The sequence below is a fragment of the Pseudomonas sp. FP453 genome, from assembly GCF_030687495.1.
In the GTDB taxonomy this organism is placed as follows: domain Bacteria; phylum Pseudomonadota; class Gammaproteobacteria; order Pseudomonadales; family Pseudomonadaceae; genus Aquipseudomonas.
In genome coordinates, this window is sequence record NZ_CP117435.1 from 1520862 (window position 1) to 1538192 (window position 17331).

Consider the following 17331-nt stretch of genomic DNA (forward strand, 5'->3'; position numbering starts at 1 on the left):
ACAGGCGCCAAGCCGCAGCGTCTAATGATCACCTGTCCTTTGGAGTTGATGCTATGCGTAAGTCCGTTTTACTAGTTGCCTGCTTCACCACTCTGTCACTTCTGCTGGGTGGCTGTGCTTCGAGTCTGACCGGCGACTCGTACTCCCGTGACGAAGCGCGTCGTGTACAGAGCGTGCGCATGGGCACCATCGAATCCCTGCGCCCGGTGAAAATCGAAGGCACCAAGACCCCAATCGGCGGCGCTGCTGGCGCAGTCATCGGCGGCGTTGGCGGCAGCGCCATCGGCGGCGGCCGTGGCAGCATCGTGACCGCAGTGATCGGCGCCGTCGCCGGTGGCCTGCTGGGCTCGGCCACCGAAGAAGGCCTGACCCGCACCCAAGGCGTGGAAATCACCGTGCGCGAAGACGACGGCAGCATGCGTGCCTACGTGCAGGCCGTGCAGGAGAATGAAATCTTCCGCATTGGTGACCGTGTGCGCATCATGACCGTTGATGGGACTAGCCGGGTTACTCGCTAAGCGCTAGACAGTCGGCAAATAAAAACCCCAACCGGGTGACCGGTTGGGGTTTTTTGTTGCAAGCCCAGTTAGTGGCTGGGCTTGCGGCTTCAAAGATGCATCGACCTGCATCCAAAGGCCCACATGTTCCGGTAAGTGCGCTGGAGGTAAGGCCCAACTCACGGAGGGCCGAGTATGTCTAAGTTTGCACGACGTACGTGGAACCTCGTAGTGAACTGCCTGCGTGCATATCACGTATGGAAGTTCCTGCGGGACAGCTTCGATGACCGCTAAGGTCTGAGAAGTGGGGCCGTCTCGGTTTAGACCGAGGCGGCTTTTTGGTTTTTGGGGTAGTCAGTTCAGGCTTTCTTGCGACTCGCCATCGCCGTCACCGCATACCCAATACACGCCGCCAGAATCGACCCGGTCAGAATCCCCATCCGATCCTCCCCGGCAAACTCACTGGCGCCCGGCACAAACGCCAGCGAACCGACAAACAGGCTCATGGTAAAGCCGATGCCGCACAGGATCGCCACGCCAAACACCTGGCCCCAGTTGGCGCCTTCGGGCAGTGCGGCCAGGCCGGTCTTGATGGCCAGCCAGGTGAGGCCGAACACACCGACGGTCTTGCCTATCAGCAGGCCGGCGGCAATGCCCATCGGCACGTGGTGGGTGAAGCTTTCCAGGCTGACGCCGGTCAGGGATACGCCAGCGTTGGCGAACGCAAACAGCGGCAGGATGCCATAGGCCACCCACGGGTGCAGCGCGTGCTCCAGGGTCATCAGTGGTGAAGGCTCGGCGTTCTTGGTGCGCATCGGGATGCAGAACGCCAATGTCACGCCGGCCAGGGTGGCATGCACGCCGCTTTTCAGCACGCAGACCCACAGGATCAGCCCGATGATCAGGTATGGCCCGAGCTTGATCACCCCCAGGCGATTCATCGCGATCAAGGCGATCAGGCATGCGCCCGCACCCGCCAGTGCGGCGCCCGAGAGGTCGGCGGAATAGAACACGGCAATCACGATGATTGCGCCGAGGTCGTCAATGATCGCCAGAGTCATCAGGAACAGCTTCAACGACACCGGCACGCGCTTGCCCAGCAGGGCCAGCACGCCAAGGGCGAAGGCAATGTCGGTGGCCATGGGGATCGCCCAGCCGGAGAGTGCGGCGGGGTAGTCCTTGTTGATTGCCCAGTAAATCAGCGCGGGAACGACCATGCCGCCAATCGCTGCGGCACCGGGCAGCACCACTTGCGAGGGCTTGGACAGGTGCCCATCGATCAGCTCGCGCTTGACCTCCAGGCCGATCAGCAGGAAGAACAGTGCCATCAGGCCGTCGTTGATCCACAGCAGCGCGGGCTTGGCGATTTTCAGGGCGCCGATCTGTGCCACCACCGGCACGTCGAGAAAGGCGCTGTAGAGGTGCGACAACGGCGAATTGTTGATGATCAGCGCCAACGCGGCAGCGGCGATCAGCAACAGGCCGCTGGCGGCTTCCAGCTGGAAGAAACGGGTGAAAGTGCTACGCAGAGGCAAGGGATGCTCTCCAATCCAGGTTCAATAGGGGGTTACCCTAACCCGTACCGTTAGTTGTTAAAACAAAAGTTATATTCTTATTTGTTATAAGCGATGGCCCGGGGTGACGGTGCGCCAAAGCCTAGCAATTGTGTGTCCAATTGAGTCGGTACTGTATCTGTGTGGAGTGTAGGAAACCTCCTAAGATTGGGGGTGAAATCCTTAGAGAAACTCCTCATGAGCGACCATCGTCCCTGGGCTCGCGAAGCCATTCGCATCATCGAAGCGGACTTCCAGCGCAGCGCTGACACGCACCTGATCCCGCTGCCGTTACCGGGTTTGCCGGGTATCGAGTTGTACTTCAAGGATGAGTCCAGCCATCCCACCGGCAGCCTGAAACATCGGCTGGCCCGCTCGTTGTTCCTGTATGCGCTGTGCAATGGCTGGCTGAAGCCGGGTGCGCCGGTGATCGAAGCCTCCAGTGGTTCGACGGCGATTTCCGAAGCCTACTTCGCTCGCCTGCTTGGCTTGCCGTTTATCGCGGTGATGCCGGCGACCACCTCCCAGGAAAAGATCGCGCAGATCGCCTTTTACGGCGGCAAGAGCCACTTGGTAAACGATCCGACGCAGATCTACGCCGAATCCGAACGTTTGGCGCAGGAAAGTGGTGGTCACTTCATGGACCAATTCACTTACGCCGAACGCGCCACCGACTGGCGGGCGAACAACAACATCGCTGAGTCGATCTTCCAGCAGATGCGCTTTGAGCATTTTCCCGAGCCGAGCTGGCTGATTTCCAGCCCAGGCACCGGTGGCACCACCGCGACCCTGGGGCGTTATGTGGGTTATCGCCAGCATTGCACCCGCGTGCTGTGCGCCGATGCCGAGCGTTCGGTGTTTTTTGATTATTACTTGAGTGGCGATGCCAGCTTGCGCCTGGACTGCGGTTCACGGATCGAAGGCATTGGCCGGCCTCGGGTAGAAGCGTCGTTTCTGCCCAAGGTGATTGATGCGATGGTCAAAGTGCCGGATGCGTTGTCGTTGGCGGCCATGCATTACCTGGCTGAGCGGTTGGGGCGGCGGGTCGGCGGGTCGAGTGGGACCAACTTGATTGGCGCGTTGATGGCTGCGCAGCAGATGAAGGCGGCGGGGGAGTCGGGGTCGATCGTGGCGATCTTGTGTGATGGGGGCGAGCGGTATGCCACCACCTACTATGATCCGGCGTGGCTTGAGGCGCAGGGCTTTGAACTGGCTGGCTTGATTGCGGTTGTCGCGGCGAGTGTTGAGCGGGGGGAGCCGCTGCCGGCCAGCGTCTTGCGCGCGAATATCTGATACGGCGCAAAAACCCGTGTTAGAAGTGGACAGTGTGGGAGCGGGCTTGCCCGCGATAGCGGCGGATCAGACAACAGCCTTGTAACTGAAAGACCGCTATCGCAGGCAAGCCAGCTCCCACAAAAGCCAGCTCCCACAGTGTGTGTGTGGAAGCTGGAGGGTGAATGTCAGGCCTCGATGCCCAACATATCCCGCGCCAACGCCTCGGCAATCCGAATCCCGTCCACACCCGCCGACAGAATCCCACCGGCATAACCCGCGCCTTCACCGGCCGGGAACAGGCCTTTCACGTTCAAGCTCTGCATCGATTCATTGCGGGTGATCCGCAGTGGCGACGAGGTGCGTGTCTCGATACCGGTCAACACGGCATCGTGCAGCGAGTAGCCCTTGATCTGCTTCTCGAACGCCGGCAGCGCTTCGCGGATCGCCTCAATGGCGAAGTCCGGCAGCGCGAGGGCCAGATCGCCCCAGGACACACCCGGCTTGTAGGAAGGTTCCACACTGCCAGTGGCGGTGGACGGCTTGCCAGCGATGAAATCGCCGACCAACTGCGCCGGAGCCTCGTAGTTGCTGCCGCCGAGGATGTAGGCGTGGGATTCCAGGCGTTCCTGCAACTCGATACCCGCCAGCGGGCCACCCGGATAGTCCACCTCTGGCGTGATGCCGACCACGATGCCGGAGTTGGCATTGCGCTCGTTACGCGAGTATTGGCTCATGCCGTTGGTCACGACGCGACCCGGTTCGGAGGTCGCAGCGACCACCGTGCCGCCTGGGCACATGCAGAAGCTGTAGACCGAGCGGCCGTTCTTGGCGTGGTGCACCAGTTTGTAGTCCGCCGCGCCGAGTTTTGGATGGCCGGCGTATTTACCCAGGCGCGCCGCGTCGATCAGCGACTGCGGGTGTTCGATACGGAAACCCACCGAGAACGGCTTGGCTTCCATATACACACCACGGCCGTGGAGCATGCGGAAAGTATCGCGGGCGCTGTGGCCGAGGGCCAGGATCACGTGCTTGGAGAGGATCTGCTCGCCGCCGTCGACCACTACGCCATGCAACTGGCCGTCTTCAATCAGCACGTCAGTGACGCGTTGCTCGAAACGCACTTCACCGCCGAGGGCGATGATCTGCTCGCGCATGTTTTCCACCACGCCGGTCAGGCGGAAGGTACCGATGTGCGGCTTGCTGACGTACAGGATCTCTTCCGGCGCGCCGGCCTTGACGAACTCATGCAGGACTTTGCGCCCGTGGAATTTCGGGTCCTTGATCTGGCTGTACAGCTTGCCGTCGGAAAACGTCCCGGCGCCGCCTTCACCGAACTGCACGTTGGACTCTGGGTTGAGCACGCTTTTGCGCCACAGGCCCCAGGTGTCCTTGGTGCGCTGGCGCACTTCCTTGCCGCGTTCAAGGATGATCGGCTTGAAGCCCATCTGTGCCAGCAACAGCCCGGCGAAGATCCCGCACGGGCCAAAGCCCACGACGATCGGACGTTCGGTCAGGTCTTGTGGCGCCTGGCCAACCACCTTGTAGCTGACATCCGGCGCGGGGTTGACGTTGCGGTCATCGGCGAACTTGAGCAACAGGGCGGCTTCGCCTTTCACGTTCAAGTCGATGGTGTAGATGAAGCACAGCTCCGACGATTTCTTGCGGGCGTCGTAGCTGCGCTTGAACAGGGTGAAATCGAGCAGGTCATCACTGGCGACGCCCAGGCGCTGCACGATGGCAGGCCGCAGGTCTTCTTCGGGATGGTCGATGGGCAGCTTGAGTTCGGTGATTCGTAGCATGACAGGATCCGGTGTGCGGCGTTCGTAAGGCCGGCGGTTTTGCAAACCGGCGATTATAAGCCCCAACCGTGGTTTCCCGTCATGCTAAAACAGCGCAGGGGGTAATCAATCGTCCCGCGAACCGCCGAAAGCCGCGCAGCCACGCTGGACTTGACCGTTGATCCGCAATTCGGCGGTCATGTGTTGCAGGCTGCCGCTGACGCTGTCGATGCAACGCTGCGGCGCGACCCACAGTTCGACCTTCTGGTTGTTGGCCTCGGTCATCAGGTTGAAGCGGCCGTCGCCGATTTGCTCTTCCACATACGGCACCGCCAGTGGCGGCTGGCCTTCACGTTCCAGGACCATGCCCTTGGCCGTGACGTTCATCGCCCAGGCCGGCTTGTGCCCGTTGGCGCGCAGGATCATGCGCTTGAAGTCCGGGTCGTTGCACGCCGAGGTCGAGCGCTCCACACGATAGAGTTGCTGCAGGTCCACGCTGCCCTGGGTGCCGCTGGCCACACCGGAGAACTTGCCGCGCAGGTCGGCGAACAGCGCGCCTTGCTGGCCGGCCAGGGAAGCGGCTTCCTGCAGGATGCTGGTGCCGCCGGTGTCGTTGACCACGTAGTTGCGTTGGTCGTTGCACGGCTGGAACAGCAGCTTGCCACTGACCGCCGTGAGTTCGCCCTGCATGCGGGTCAGGCCGGCAGTTGACGGCTTGGCCGGCTCGCTTTCGAACATCTGGCAGGCGGCGAAAAGGGGGAGCAGGGCAAACAGGGCAAGGGTACGAGCGGCACGCATAGAGGGTCTCCAGACAAGTGCCGCCACGTTACGCAGGCTGACGCTGCATCACAAGCCCGCCTGCCAGCTTCAGGCGATTCTGTCAGACGTGAAGGTCAGCCGACGATAAAGGTCTGGCCGGTCTGCAAGCCCTCGACGCTTTTCGCGTAGGCCAATGCAACATCGGCCCCCGGTGCGGGTTTGAAGCCGCGGAAATACGGCGCATAGCTGCCCATGGCTTCCACCAGCACCGTAGGACTGACGGAGTTGACGCGCAGGCCCCTTGGCAATTCAATCGCCGCCGCCTTTACAAAGGCGTCGAGTGCGCCGTTGACCAGCGCCGCCGAAGCACCGGTGCGGATCGGGTCACGGTTGAGAATGCCGCTGGTGAAGGTGAACGAGGCGCCGTCGTTGGCGTACTCGCGGCCGATCAGCAGCAGGTTGACCTGGCCCATCAACTTGTCGCGCAGGCCCAGCTCGAAGTCGGTTTCGCTCATGTCACCCAGGGGTACGAAGTTCACGCTACCCGCCGCGCACACTAGGGCGTCGAACTTGCCGGTCTGTTCAAACAGTTTGCGGATCGAGGTGCTGTCGCTGATATCGACCTGCAAGTCGCCGCTGCTGCGGCCGATGCTGATGACCTCGTGACGCTGTGCCAGTTCTGCCTTGACTGCCGAGCCGACGGTGCCGCTGGCACCAATCAATAGGATTTTCATGGGGCTGTTCCTCCGGGGGTAAGTGAAGGTTCAGTCTAGAGTGGCTTTTTCAATGGATAAACGTGCTAATAGGCAACCTTTGGTTTTCTATTGGAAACAATCCATGAGCGAAATGGATGACCTGGCGGCCTTTGCCGTGCTGATCGAAGCCGGCAGTTTCACCGTGGCGGCCGAGCAATTGGGCTGCAGCAAGGGGCAATTGTCCAAGCGCATCAGCCAGTTGGAAGCGCAGTTTTCCGTGGTCTTGCTGCATCGCACCACGCGCAAGCTGAGCCTCACGGCAGCCGGTGCGGCGTTGTTGCCCCAGGCCCAGGCGCTGGTGGTGCAGGTGGATCGCGCTCGTCAGGCATTGGCTCGGCTGAAGGACGATTTGGCCGGGCCGGTGCGTATGACGGGTCCGGTGTCGCTGGGCGAAACCTTCTTTGATGGCTTGTTGCTGGAGTTCTCCAAGCAATACCCGCAGGTGCAGATCGAGTTGGAGTTGAACAACAGCTACCGCGACCTGGCACGGGATGGCTTTGACCTGGGGGTGCGCTCGGGTGCGATTGAAAACGAGCGCCTGGTGGCCAAGCCGCTGCTGGCCTGGCATGAAATGACCTGCGCCAGCCCGGCCTACCTGGAACAGCACGGCGAGCCGCAGACGCCGGCGGACCTGGCTGCCCACACCTGTCTGCTCAACAGCCACTACAGCGGCCGCGAAGAGTGGCTGTACCACCAGCAACATGAGTTGTTGCGGGTGCGGGTCAGCGGCACCTTTGCCTCCAACCACTACAACCTGTTGAAGAAGGCCGCCTTGGTGGGGGCCGGTATTGCCCGTCTGCCTTCCTACGTCCTGCCGGCGGAATTGGCTGACGGGCGCTTGCGTTGGCTCCTGCGCGATTATCAGACGCGGAGCATGCCGATGTACCTGGTCCACCCCTATCAAGGCGGCCTGCCACGGCGCACCCAGGTACTGGCCGATTACCTGGTGGACTGGTTCAAGCGCAGCGGCGAAGCGCTGGACCGTCTTTAGCCGTAGCGCCGGGCGATCAGGTGGTCGATAGACAGGCGCCCCGGGCCTCTGGCCACCAGCCACAACAGTATGGCCAGCCAGGTGCCGTGGGTCGGGTAGGCATCCGGGTAGACGAACACCTGAATGACCAGGGTCATGCCGATCAGCGCCAGGGCCGAAAAGCGCGTGGCAAAGCCCACCAGGATCAACACCGGGAAGAAGTGCTCGGCAAACGCCGCCATGTGTGCAGCCACTTCCGGCGATAGCACTGGCACGTGGTATTCACTGCGAAACAACGGCAATGTCGAGGCGGCAAGGCGTGGTTCGCCCAGTTGGAAGGTGCCGCTGATCAGGTCAACGGCAAAACCTTCGACCTTGGTTTGCCCCGACTTCCAGAACACCGCCGCGATGGAGAAGCGTGCGAGAAAGGCGATCAGGCTGTAGGGGATTTTCTCTAAAAGCGCGATTGCCCGATTTATCAGGCCGGTGGGGGCAGTGTTCATGGCGATACCTTTGGTTCCAGGTGCAGATGGGTGATGGCCTCGTGACTGACCAGCAGTGACAGGCATTTGTGCAAGTCGAACTCGGTCGACGCCTCAAGGGCGTGAGCGACTGCTTGTTGCAGCGTTGAGCCGTGGTTCAGGCTGTTGATAAACGCTACGGCGCCGCCGTCGATGGCGAACACCTTGACCCCCAGGCCGTGGCGCAATACCAGCGCACTCTGTGGGTGCCAGGGGTTCAAGGTGGCCAAGGCGCCTTCGATCTGATGCGCGGCCCACACGGCAACCACGGCATACGCGCTGTTCAGCGTCGCGAGGGACGGGTGCAGTTGCAGGCGCAACGTCCCCAGGTCCGCCCCGTTTTGCAGGTGGTGGAGGACGGCGTGCCGATTCAGGCCCGGCGTATCCGCCGCGTGATAAGCCCGCACGCGCAGGCGTTCAAGCTGGGCGACATCTGCCAGGTAGGGCACGCTGGCGGCGGGTTCGAACGCGCGGATGAATGCGGCAAAAGTGTCGCCGTATTCGCTGATCAGCGGGCTGCTCGGCGGGCTGGCCTGTACATAGAGGCCGGCCATGGCCCGAAAGAAGTCGTCGCCCACCAGTTGCAAGGTCACCGGGTGTGCTGCCGCCAACGCATTGATCAACGCGCTGTGGACGTTGTTGCGGTACACCGCAAAGCGGCTGGCCGGGTCGGCACCGTTGCTGCTGAACAGCCCATCGGGGCAGGGCAGGTCAGGCGCCAGCAGGGCGCGGGCAAATGTGTCGTAGAGGCTCATGGGAGCACCTGCGACAAGTGCCAGTCGGCCTGTTGCGCCTCAGCGTGAAGGACACTGAAGGCCGGCACCTGGTTATCCCGTTCGATCAGCGTGGCCACCGGGCCCGTGCGTGCCAGTAGGGTTTCGTACAGGCGCCACACGGCGTTATCGATGGGCGCACCGTGATCGTCGATCAGCAAGCGGTCGCCGAGGCTGTCAGTGTCTTCGGCAAACCCGGCCAGATGAATCTCACCGACAGCGTGCAACGGCAGTGCATCGATGTAGGCCAGCGGGTCGCGTTGATGATTGATACACGACACGTAGACGTTGTTGACGTCCAGCAGCAAGCCACAACCGGTGCGGCGGATGACTTCGCTGATGAAGTCCGTCTCGTCCAGGGTCGAGCGCTGGAATTGCAGGTAGGTGGATGGGTTTTCCAGCAGCATGGGGCGCTTGAGCGTGCTTTGCACCTGATCCACGTGTGCGCAGACGCGCTTGAGGGTCGCGGCATCGTAGGCGAGGGGCAGCAGGTCGTTGAGAAACACCGGGCCGTGGCTTGACCAGGCCAGGTGCTCGGAAAAGGACTTGGGTTGATAGCGCTCGATCAGCGCAGCCAGCCGTGCCAGGTGCGCACGGTCCAGCGGGCCTTCGCCGCCGATGGACAGGCCCACGCCGTGCAAGGACAGCGGGTACTGCTCGCGGATCAATCCCAGGTAGTGGTGAAACGGCCCGCCGGCGACCATGTAGTTTTCGGCGTGCACTTCAAAAAAACCGATGTCGGGGGCGGTCTCAAGCACTTCGCTGAAGTGCTCGTACTTGAGCCCCAGCCCGGCCCGGCGCGGGAGGCCGGGCGCCTGAGCCTGGGAGATGGCTGGCAAGGATGAAAGGGTCATCATCAGTACTCAGGCTGTGCAGGTTTCAGGACTTGGCGGTGAAGGCGGCTTCCTGGCCGAAACCGGTCGGCGAGGTGGAGCTTGGGGTTTGGGTGCAGGTGCCGGCCGGGACCAGTTTCCAGGCGTTGGCCTGGTCCTTGGTTTTCGACGTGCCGGCGCAGGAGGTGCCAGCCCCGGCGGCGCAATCGTTCTTGCCGGCTTCAGCGACACCGAAGCATTTCTGCATGTCGTCGGCTGCGTGGGCGGTGGAGGTCAGGGCGGACAGGCTCAGGGCGGAACCGAGGGCCAGGACGAGGGTGGCGGCGGACAGTTTGGTGGTCATGGTGGATCTCCAGCAGTGGGTTGAGTGGGCGGGCTTGGGTGCCTGCTTGTACCACTAGAGACGGGAGCGGGAGGTTCGTTACAGGTCGGTCGAAAAAATTTCAAACATTGCAAAAGTCCGGGATCACCCAAAAACAAATGTGGGAGCTGGCTTGCCTGCGATGGCATCACCTCGGTGTGACTGATACACCGAGGCGATGCCATCGCAGGCAAGCCAGCTCCCACATAAGCCAGCACAGATATTGAGTGTTGCCTAGCCGCCGAGGTAGGCCTCACGCACCTTCGGATCCGTCAGCAGTTGCTCACCCGAGCCTTCCATCACCACCCGGCCGTTTTCCAGGACATAGGCGCGGTCGGCGATTTTCAGGGCCTGGTTGGCGTTCTGCTCCACGAGGAACACCGTTACACCGTCCTTGCGCAGCTGTTCGATGATGTCGAAGATCTGCTGGATGATGATCGGTGCCAGGCCCAGCGATGGTTCGTCCAGCAGCAGCAGCTTGGGTTTGCTCATCAGCGCGCGGCCGATGGCGAGCATTTGCTGCTCGCCGCCAGACATGGTGCCGCCGCGCTGGCTAAAGCGCTCCTTGAGCCGTGGGAACAGGTGCAGCACCTTGTCCATCTGCTCCTGGAAGTCGCCCTTGTCGGTAAAGAAACCGCCCATGGCGAGGTTCTCTTCCACGGTCAGGCGGGAAAATACCCGACGGCCTTCCGGCACCACGGCGATGCTCTTGCGCATGATCTGCGACGATTGCAGGCCCACCAGCTCTTCACCCATGTAGCGGATGCTGCCGCTGTGGGCCTGGGGCGAACCGCACAAGGTCATCAGCAAGGTGGACTTGCCCGCGCCGTTGGCGCCGATCAGCGTGACGATCTCGCCTTGGCGCACTTCCACGTTGACGCTGTGCAGGGCCTGGATCTTGCCGTAGAAAGTGGAAACGTTTTCGAATTGCAGCATTTTACGCTTCCCCCAAATAGGCTTTGATCACTTCAGGATTGTCGCGGATCTGCTCCGGCGTCCCGTCGGCCAGCGGCGTGCCCTGGTTGATCACCACGATGTGGTCGGAAATGCTCATGACCAGTTTCATGTCGTGTTCGATCAACAGCACGGTGACGTTGTGTTCCTCACGCAGCACGCTGATCAGCGCCTTGAGGTCTTCGGTCTCCTTGGGGTTCAGGCCGGCGGCCGGTTCGTCGAGCATGAGGATCCGCGGGCGGGTCATCATGCAGCGGGCGATTTCCAGGCGACGTTGCTGGCCGTAGGCCAGGGTGCCGGCAGGGCGGTTGGCAAACTCGGTGAGGTTGACCTTGTCCAGCCAGTACGCGGCAAATTCCATGGCCTCGCGCTCGCTCTTGCGGAACGCCGGGGTCTTGAACAGGCCCGCCAGGAAGTTGGTGTTCAAGTGGCGGTGCTGGGCGATCAGCAGGTTTTCGACCGCCGTCATGTCCTTGAACAGCCGCACGTTCTGGAAGGTGCGCACCACGCCCTTGCGGGCGATCTCGTGGCCGGCCAGGCCCTGGATCGGCTGGCCGTCCAGCAGGATGCTGCCACCGCTCGGCTTGTAGAAACCGGTGAGGCAGTTGAACACCGTGGTCTTGCCGGCGCCGTTGGGGCCGATCAAGGCAACCACCTGTTTTTCTTTGACGGTCAGGGCCACGCCGTTGACCGCCAGCAAACCGCCGAAGCGCATGCTCAGATTTTCGACTTTCAGGATCTCGCGGCTCATTTGCGCAGCTCCATGTGTGGACGTTGCATGGGCAGCAGGCCTTGAGGGCGCCAGATCATCATCAGCACCATCATGGCGCCGAACATCAACATGCGGTATTCACTGAACTCACGCATCATTTCCGGCAGCAGGATCATCACGATCGCCGCCAGGATCACGCCCAGCTGCGAGCCCATGCCACCCAGTACCACGATGGCGAGGATGATCGCCGACTCGATAAAGGTGAACGACTCCGGGGTCACCAAGCCTTGGCGCGCGGCGAAGAAGCTGCCGGCAAAACCGGCGAACGCAGCACCCAGGGTGAAGGCGGAGAGCTTGATGATGGTCGGGTTCAGGCCCAGGGCCCGGCAGGCGATCTCATCTTCGCGCAACGCTTCCCACGCACGGCCGATGGGCATGCGCAGCAGGCGGTTGATCACGAACAGGGCGGCCAGTGCCAGCAACAGCGCCACCAGGTACAGGAACACCACTTTGCTCACCGGGTTGTAGTCGATCCCGAAGTATTCGTGGAAGGTCTGCATGCCTTCGGCGGCGCTGCGGTCGAACGACAGGCCGAAGAAGGTGGGCTTGGGAATGCTGCTGATGCCGTTGGGGCCACCGGTGATGTCCGTGAGGTTACGCAGGAACAGCCGGATGATTTCACCGAAGCCCAGGGTCACGATGGCCAGGTAGTCACCGCGCAAGCGCAGCACCGGGAAGCCCAGCAGGAAGCCGAACGTGGCTGCCGCCATGCCCGCCAGTGGCAGGCAGATCCAGAAGCTCCAGCCCAGGTAGTGCGAGAGCAGCGCGTAGGTGTAGGCACCCACGGCATAGAAGCCCACATAACCGAGGTCGAGCAGGCCGGCGAGGCCCACGACGATGTTCAGGCCCAGGCCCAGCAACACGTAGATCAGGATCAGGGTGGCGATATCGACTGCGCCGCGCGAGCCGAAGAACGGCCAGATCAGCGCGGCCACGATCAGGCCGATGATGATGTAGCGCTGGGTGCGCGGCAGGGTCAGGAACTGGCTGACCTTGGGCGATACCAACGGACCACGGTTGCCCTTGAACAAGGCGCCGACCTGCTGGGTGAACAGCACGCGCAGGAACATCAGCACCGAGCACAGGGCGATGATGGTCAGGGTCACGGGACCGGTGCCATGCACTTCCAGGTTGATCCCGACAATGCTCAGCTTGAGGCCGAGTACCGGAAAGGCCACGGCCCAGACCAGCAAGGCGCTGAAAAACGCCGATTTGAGATATCTGCTCATACTTTCTCAACCTCCGGGCGGCCCAAAATGCCGGTCGGACGGAACAACAGCACCAGAACCAACAGGCCGAACGCCACGACGTCCTTGTATTGGTCGCCGAAGATATCGGCACCGAACGCTTCGGCCACACCCAGCACCAGGCCACCGAGCATCGCGCCCGGGATACTGCCGATGCCGCCCAGGACCGCTGCGGTAAAGGCCTTGAGGCCCACCAGGAAACCGGCGTTGGGGTTGATCACGCCGTACTGCATGCTCAGCAGCACCGCCGCGACGGCAGCCAGTGCGGCACCGATCACGAAGGTCAGGGCGATGATGTTGTTGGTGTTGATGCCCAGCAGGTTGGCCATCTTGATGTCTTCGGCACACGCCCGGCAGGCGCGCCCCAGACGGGAGCGGGAGATGAACAGGGTCAGGCCCAGCATCGCCACCAGGGTGACGACGAAGACCAGGATTTGCATGTAGGAAATCAGCACTTCCTCCGCGCCGCCCGGGCCGAAGGAGATGCTCCCAGGGATCAGGTTGGGGATGGATTTATCCTTGGAGTCCTGGGACAGCAATACGGTGTTCTGTAGGAAAATCGACATACCGATGGCGGAAATCAGTGGGATCAAACGGTTGCTGCCACGCAAGGGACGGTAGGCAACACGCTCGATACTGTAGCCATAGGCACTGGTTACAACGATTGACGCGATAAACGCGGCGGTCATCAACAGCGGCAGGGAGTGGATACCCATCATGGCCAGCCCGGCAAGGGCGATAAAGGCCACGTAGGAACCAATCATGTACACCTCGCCATGGGCGAAGTTGATCATTCCAATGATGCCGTAAACCATTGTGTAGCCAATGGCTATCAAGGCATAGGTGCTGCCAATGGTCAGGCCATTAACCAGCTGTTGGAAAAAATGATAGATCTCAGGCATTACAGCGCTCCTAAAAACCCGATACGCATTTCACTGGTGGAGTCATGTTCCGGCCCTGCGCTGTGTTCTATGAGCACATTTGCACAAAGCGTTTGCCAGCGAACCGCTGGTGACGGTTTTAAGATTTTCAGGTGAGCCAGCGCCCGGATCGCGGGTGACAGGCCCATAAACCTCGTAAAACAAAGCCCACTGCTCTCACAGTGGGCTTGTTGGACCAGTAATGCCTGGCTTACTGAGGGGAAACTTCGGTTTTTGGTTTACCGAAGTGCCATTCGTAGACCACGAACTTGAAGTCCTTCAGGTCGCCCTTGGCGTCGAAGCTCAGGTCGCCGGTTGGGGTCTTGAAGGTGCCCGCGTGGATGGCTTCGGCCACTTTGGCGGTGTCTTCGCTCTTCGCAGCCTTGATACCGCCTGCGATCAGCTCAACAGCGGAGTAGGCCGGGAACACGAACGGGCCGCTTGGGTCCTTGCCGTCAGCCTTGATGGCGTCAACGATGGCCTTGTTTTCAGGCTCGGAGTCGAACGACTTCGGCAGGGTCACCAGCAGGCCTTCGGAAGCACCCTGGGCGATTTGCGAGATGGAGTCGTTGCCGACGCCTTCCGGGCCCATGAACTTGGCTTTCAGGCCTTTTTCCTGGGACTGGCGCAGGATCAGGCCCAGCTCTGGGTGGTAGCCGCCGTAGTAGACGAAGTCGACGTTGGCTTGCTTGAGCTTCTGAATGATCGAGGAGAAGTCTTTGTCGCCGGCGTTCAGGCCTTCGAAGACGGCAACCTTGGTGCCTTTCTTCTCCAGGGTCTGTTTGACGGCAGTGGCGATGCCTTCACCGTATTGCTGCTTGTCGTGCAGGACGGCAACGACTTTCGGCTTCACGTGGTCGGCGATGTAGTTGCCGGCTGCCGGGCCCTGGGCGCTGTCCAGGCCGATGGTGCGGAAGACCAGCTTGTAGCCACGGGAAGTGATGTCCGGGCTGGTGGCGGCTGGGGTGATCATGATCACGCCTTCATCTTCATAGATGTCGGACGCTGGCTGAGTGGAGCTGGAGCAGAGGTGACCGATGACAAACTTGACGCCGTCGTTGACCACTTTGTTGGCTACGGCAACCGCTTGTTTAGGATCGCAAGCGTCATCGTATTCCTTGGCTTCAAGCATCTTGCCGTCTACGCCGCCCTTGGCGTTGATGTCTTTGATGGCTTGCTTGGCGCCGGTGAACTGCATGTCACCGTATTGCGTCACTGGACCGGTCTTGGGCCCGGCGATACCGATCTTGATGGTATCAGCTGCGAACGAATGGCCGGCAACCCCAGCCAGGACCATAGCGGCAAACAGTTTGGAAATCTGCTTAGTAGCCTTATTCATAGTGCTCCACTCTTACTGTTGTATTTTTTATAGTTCTAGCGGCCTTGTGAGCTGCAGAACCGGATCGGATATCTCGGATATCCCCCCGGCAGCGACCTGGCAACTGTACCGGTACAGTGTAGAGCGCCGGTTGATCGCTTGAAAAGCTGGCTGCTGGGGGCAAAACCCGGGTGTGTCGCTTAAATGAAAGAAAAAGACAGAATTGCGGCGGGCTTATGCCAGAGTTTCAGGCAATCCTTGGCTTTTCTGACACTTTCTATCGATGCCTCATTTGCAACTGGGTTTTTCTACCAAGGGCGTGACGTTATGATTGCGCCGTTTTTTCCCCAAGGTGAACTCCCATGACGCAAGAACCTAGCACCCTCTATGCCAAGCTGCTCGGTGAAACCGCCGAAATTTCCTGGAAGGAGCTTGAACCGTTCTTTGCCAAGGGTGCCCTATTGTGGGTCGATGCCGGCCTGGATTTGATCGAGGCCGCCGAAGGAATGGCCGAGGACAACCGTGACAAAGTGGCTGCCTGGCTGGCCTCGGGCAGCCTTGGCGAAGTGTCTGCGACGCGGGCATTGGACCTGGTTGAGCGTGATCCGAGCCTGTGGGCCGTGGTGGTTTCGCCGTGGATTCTGATCCAGGAAAGGGCAGCGTAAGAAAACCTCGCACAAAAAAGGTGCATGTTTTTCCCTGGCAGAAGTGTGTAGCGGAGTAACCGCTGGCGCCGTGATGGCAAGTTGCCGTAGAGAAAGGTCACAGCGCAGGGTGACGTGCGCGTCATGGGAACAGTTTTGAGCCCGGCTAACCGGTGGGAGAATTGTTTCCTGGTGTGAATAAACAAGGGTCATTTGTAAGATAAATCTGCGGGTTGCGCGGATTTGTCAGTGGATTCCGGTAAAGTTCGCGGCTTGTTCCATGGAGCCCGTCATGCCGTCCACGCTGCCGCCCTTACTAAAAACCCCGCACCAGCTGCTCTACCTTGTCTACGGTGAACAGGATGTTTATCGACGCGAGGCCAAGTTCAGCATCCTCACCGCCCTGTCGCAGCTCAAGCAGGGCGAGTCGTTGTGCATTCGGGTCATGACGGATCGTCCGCAGGACTACACCGGCTGGCCAGTCGAAACCCTCGCACTGGATGAGCAGACCTTGACCCGGTGGCAGGGCGACAACGGCTACACCCACCGCCGCAAGGCCTGCGCCATCGCCCATGGGCTGACGCTGGCGGACAAGACCCTGTTCGTCGATACCGACACGCTGTTTCTCAAATCGCCCCACCGCGTACTCGAGCTGATCGAGCCCGGCCAGTATGTGATGGACGAGTTCGAATACGACTGGAGCTACGTCTGCAAGCGTCCGGACTACCTCAAATTGGGTCGCGACCTACAGGCCCATGGCATCAGTGCCAGCAATGGTTTCAAGCTATACAACAGCGGCCTGTGCGGTGTGCGGGCGAGTGACGCACCGCTGCTCGAAACGGCGATCGGCTTTATCGACGAGTGGACCCGCGAGTCGTTCGACATCCACACCATCGAGCAGGTGGCGATTTCCTTCGCGATGCGCGGCAAGCCGGTGCGCGAGGCGCGCAAGTTCGTGCACCACTTTTACGCCGACAAGCGCTTCTTCCATGCCATGCAGGCGCACTTTTTCAGCCTGCACGGTGAGGCGTTCAGCCCGGAACTGGTCGCACGTTGCCTGGATGTGCCGCGCTTCAAGCCGATGCCATCGCCACTGCAGCGCGTGTGGATCAAGTGGCAGTTGCGCAACCTGCGCAAGCATCTGAAGAAGGTCGGCCGTGACTTGCTCTACGGCAGCTCCGCGCCCGAGCACCCGTACTACGACGTGTGCCGACACGGCTGGTGGGAATCCGCCTGCAAGGAAATACGACGCTGGGACGAGGCTGAGCAGAAGAAGCTGCTGCAGGCGAAGGACGCCGGATGGCCGCAGCACATGCCCCGGCCCGCCAAGGCGGCGGACGAGCAAACCATCCTGGCCTTCCTGCGCCAGCGCCTGGCCCAATAACAGGGCGGCGGCGCCGA

The 17331-nt window shown here is 61.2% G+C and carries 18 protein-coding genes; 5 read left to right on the forward strand and 13 right to left on the reverse strand.

Going from position 1 to position 17331, the window contains the following annotated elements:
* Positions 1-53 precede the first annotated feature (53 nt).
* Positions 54-518, forward strand: a complete 465-nt coding sequence (locus PSH87_RS06840) for a glycine zipper 2TM domain-containing protein (protein WP_026136695.1) — start codon at positions 54-56, stop codon at positions 516-518.
* A gap of 338 nt (positions 519-856) precedes the next feature.
* Here the strand turns inward: PSH87_RS06840 and nhaA are convergent, their stop codons facing one another.
* A complete protein-coding gene (gene nhaA / locus PSH87_RS06845; RefSeq protein WP_305432949.1) occupies positions 857-2032 on the reverse strand; it encodes a Na+/H+ antiporter NhaA in 1176 nt (391 codons plus the stop codon).
* Positions 2033-2248: 216 nt separating this feature from the next.
* Here nhaA and PSH87_RS06850 point away from each other — a divergent pair, with 216 nt between their 5' ends.
* Entirely contained in the window at positions 2249-3343 is a 1095-nt protein-coding gene (locus PSH87_RS06850) for a PLP-dependent cysteine synthase family protein (RefSeq protein WP_305432950.1), read from the forward strand.
* 167 nt (positions 3344-3510) lie between these two features.
* Here PSH87_RS06850 and PSH87_RS06855 read toward each other — a convergent pair whose 3' ends face one another.
* From PSH87_RS06855 to PSH87_RS06865, 3 genes are all read right to left on the reverse strand, one after another.
* A complete protein-coding gene (locus tag PSH87_RS06855) occupies positions 3511-5124 on the reverse strand; it encodes an NAD(P)/FAD-dependent oxidoreductase (protein WP_305432951.1) in 1614 nt (537 codons plus the stop codon).
* Positions 5125-5229: 105 nt separating this feature from the next.
* On the reverse strand, positions 5230-5901 hold the full coding sequence (locus tag PSH87_RS06860) for a COG3650 family protein (protein ID WP_305432952.1): 672 nt from the start codon (positions 5899-5901) through the stop codon (positions 5230-5232).
* Positions 5902-5996: 95 nt separating this feature from the next.
* Positions 5997-6596, reverse strand: coding sequence for a short chain dehydrogenase (locus PSH87_RS06865; protein ID WP_017735941.1), 600 nt, complete (start codon positions 6594-6596; stop codon positions 5997-5999).
* Between the two features lie 103 nt (positions 6597-6699).
* On the opposite strand from PSH87_RS06865, the gene PSH87_RS06870 reads away from it, so the two are divergent.
* On the forward strand, positions 6700-7608 hold the full coding sequence (locus PSH87_RS06870; protein ID WP_305432953.1) for a LysR family transcriptional regulator: 909 nt from the start codon (positions 6700-6702) through the stop codon (positions 7606-7608).
* Here PSH87_RS06870 and PSH87_RS06875 read toward each other — a convergent pair.
* From PSH87_RS06875 to PSH87_RS06915, 9 genes are all read right to left on the reverse strand, one after another.
* Positions 7605-8090: a DoxX family protein gene (locus PSH87_RS06875; RefSeq protein WP_305432954.1), complete on the reverse strand. Its 486-nt coding sequence runs from the start codon at positions 8088-8090 to the stop codon at positions 7605-7607. The genes PSH87_RS06870 and PSH87_RS06875 overlap by 4 nt on opposite strands.
* Positions 8087-8863, reverse strand: coding sequence for a DNA-binding domain-containing protein (locus PSH87_RS06880; protein WP_305432955.1), 777 nt, complete (start codon positions 8861-8863; stop codon positions 8087-8089). The genes PSH87_RS06875 and PSH87_RS06880 overlap by 4 nt, the downstream gene beginning before the upstream one ends.
* Positions 8860-9738 (reverse strand): DUF692 domain-containing protein, encoded by an 879-nt coding sequence (locus tag PSH87_RS06885; protein WP_305432956.1) that lies wholly within the window; start codon positions 9736-9738, stop codon positions 8860-8862. Before PSH87_RS06885 ends, PSH87_RS06880 begins: the two co-directional genes overlap by 4 nt.
* Before the next feature lie 22 nt (positions 9739-9760).
* Complete coding sequence (locus PSH87_RS06890; protein ID WP_017735936.1) at positions 9761-10057, reverse strand: DUF2282 domain-containing protein; 297 nt, start codon at positions 10055-10057, stop codon at positions 9761-9763.
* Between the two features lie 252 nt (positions 10058-10309).
* On the reverse strand, positions 10310-11011 hold the full coding sequence (locus tag PSH87_RS06895) for an ABC transporter ATP-binding protein (protein ID WP_017735935.1): 702 nt from the start codon (positions 11009-11011) through the stop codon (positions 10310-10312).
* Between the two features lies 1 nt (position 11012).
* Entirely contained in the window at positions 11013-11780 is a 768-nt protein-coding gene (gene livG / locus PSH87_RS06900) for a high-affinity branched-chain amino acid ABC transporter ATP-binding protein LivG (protein ID WP_017735934.1), read from the reverse strand.
* Positions 11777-13030 (reverse strand): high-affinity branched-chain amino acid ABC transporter permease LivM, encoded by a 1254-nt coding sequence (locus tag PSH87_RS06905; protein WP_017735933.1) that lies wholly within the window; start codon positions 13028-13030, stop codon positions 11777-11779. Before PSH87_RS06905 ends, livG begins: the two co-directional genes overlap by 4 nt.
* The gene (livH, locus tag PSH87_RS06910; RefSeq protein WP_017735932.1) at positions 13027-13950 is read right to left on the reverse strand and encodes a high-affinity branched-chain amino acid ABC transporter permease LivH; all 924 of its coding nucleotides are present in this window, start codon (positions 13948-13950) and stop codon (positions 13027-13029) included. The genes PSH87_RS06905 and livH overlap by 4 nt, the downstream gene beginning before the upstream one ends.
* Positions 13951-14179: 229 nt before the next feature.
* Positions 14180-15307 (reverse strand): branched-chain amino acid ABC transporter substrate-binding protein, encoded by a 1128-nt coding sequence (locus PSH87_RS06915; protein WP_017735931.1) that lies wholly within the window; start codon positions 15305-15307, stop codon positions 14180-14182.
* Between the two features lie 341 nt (positions 15308-15648).
* Between PSH87_RS06915 and PSH87_RS06920 the strand changes: the two genes are divergently transcribed.
* A complete protein-coding gene (locus PSH87_RS06920; RefSeq protein ID WP_017735930.1) occupies positions 15649-15951 on the forward strand; it encodes a DUF2288 domain-containing protein in 303 nt (100 codons plus the stop codon).
* 271 nt (positions 15952-16222) lie between these two features.
* On the forward strand, positions 16223-17314 hold the full coding sequence (locus tag PSH87_RS06925) for a hypothetical protein (RefSeq protein ID WP_305432957.1): 1092 nt from the start codon (positions 16223-16225) through the stop codon (positions 17312-17314).
* Positions 17315-17331 lie beyond the last annotated feature (17 nt).

What these genes read in the sequence shown, in the direction of transcription:
- PSH87_RS06840 (WP_026136695.1), top strand. Translation starts at nt 54, where the DNA reads ATGCGTAAGTCCGTTTTACTAGTTGCCTGCTTCACCACTCTGTCACTT.
- PSH87_RS06850 (WP_305432950.1), top strand. Translation starts at nt 2,249, where the DNA reads ATGAGCGACCATCGTCCCTGGGCTCGCGAAGCCATTCGCATCATCGAA.
- PSH87_RS06855 (WP_305432951.1), bottom strand. Translation starts at nt 5,124, where the DNA reads ATGCTACGAATCACCGAACTCAAGCTGCCCATCGACCATCCCGAAGAA.
- PSH87_RS06860 (WP_305432952.1), bottom strand. Translation starts at nt 5,901, where the DNA reads ATGCGTGCCGCTCGTACCCTTGCCCTGTTTGCCCTGCTCCCCCTTTTC.
- PSH87_RS06865 (WP_017735941.1), bottom strand. Translation starts at nt 6,596, where the DNA reads ATGAAAATCCTATTGATTGGTGCCAGCGGCACCGTCGGCTCGGCAGTC.
- PSH87_RS06870 (WP_305432953.1), top strand. Translation starts at nt 6,700, where the DNA reads ATGAGCGAAATGGATGACCTGGCGGCCTTTGCCGTGCTGATCGAAGCC.
- PSH87_RS06875 (WP_305432954.1), bottom strand. Translation starts at nt 8,090, where the DNA reads ATGAACACTGCCCCCACCGGCCTGATAAATCGGGCAATCGCGCTTTTA.
- PSH87_RS06880 (WP_305432955.1), bottom strand. Translation starts at nt 8,863, where the DNA reads ATGAGCCTCTACGACACATTTGCCCGCGCCCTGCTGGCGCCTGACCTG.
- PSH87_RS06885 (WP_305432956.1), bottom strand. Translation starts at nt 9,738, where the DNA reads ATGATGACCCTTTCATCCTTGCCAGCCATCTCCCAGGCTCAGGCGCCC.
- PSH87_RS06890 (WP_017735936.1), bottom strand. Translation starts at nt 10,057, where the DNA reads ATGACCACCAAACTGTCCGCCGCCACCCTCGTCCTGGCCCTCGGTTCC.
- PSH87_RS06895 (WP_017735935.1), bottom strand. Translation starts at nt 11,011, where the DNA reads ATGCTGCAATTCGAAAACGTTTCCACTTTCTACGGCAAGATCCAGGCC.
- livG (WP_017735934.1), bottom strand. Translation starts at nt 11,780, where the DNA reads ATGAGCCGCGAGATCCTGAAAGTCGAAAATCTGAGCATGCGCTTCGGC.
- PSH87_RS06905 (WP_017735933.1), bottom strand. Translation starts at nt 13,030, where the DNA reads ATGAGCAGATATCTCAAATCGGCGTTTTTCAGCGCCTTGCTGGTCTGG.
- livH (WP_017735932.1), bottom strand. Translation starts at nt 13,950, where the DNA reads ATGCCTGAGATCTATCATTTTTTCCAACAGCTGGTTAATGGCCTGACC.
- PSH87_RS06915 (WP_017735931.1), bottom strand. Translation starts at nt 15,307, where the DNA reads ATGAATAAGGCTACTAAGCAGATTTCCAAACTGTTTGCCGCTATGGTC.
- PSH87_RS06920 (WP_017735930.1), top strand. Translation starts at nt 15,649, where the DNA reads ATGACGCAAGAACCTAGCACCCTCTATGCCAAGCTGCTCGGTGAAACC.
- PSH87_RS06925 (WP_305432957.1), top strand. Translation starts at nt 16,223, where the DNA reads ATGCCGTCCACGCTGCCGCCCTTACTAAAAACCCCGCACCAGCTGCTC.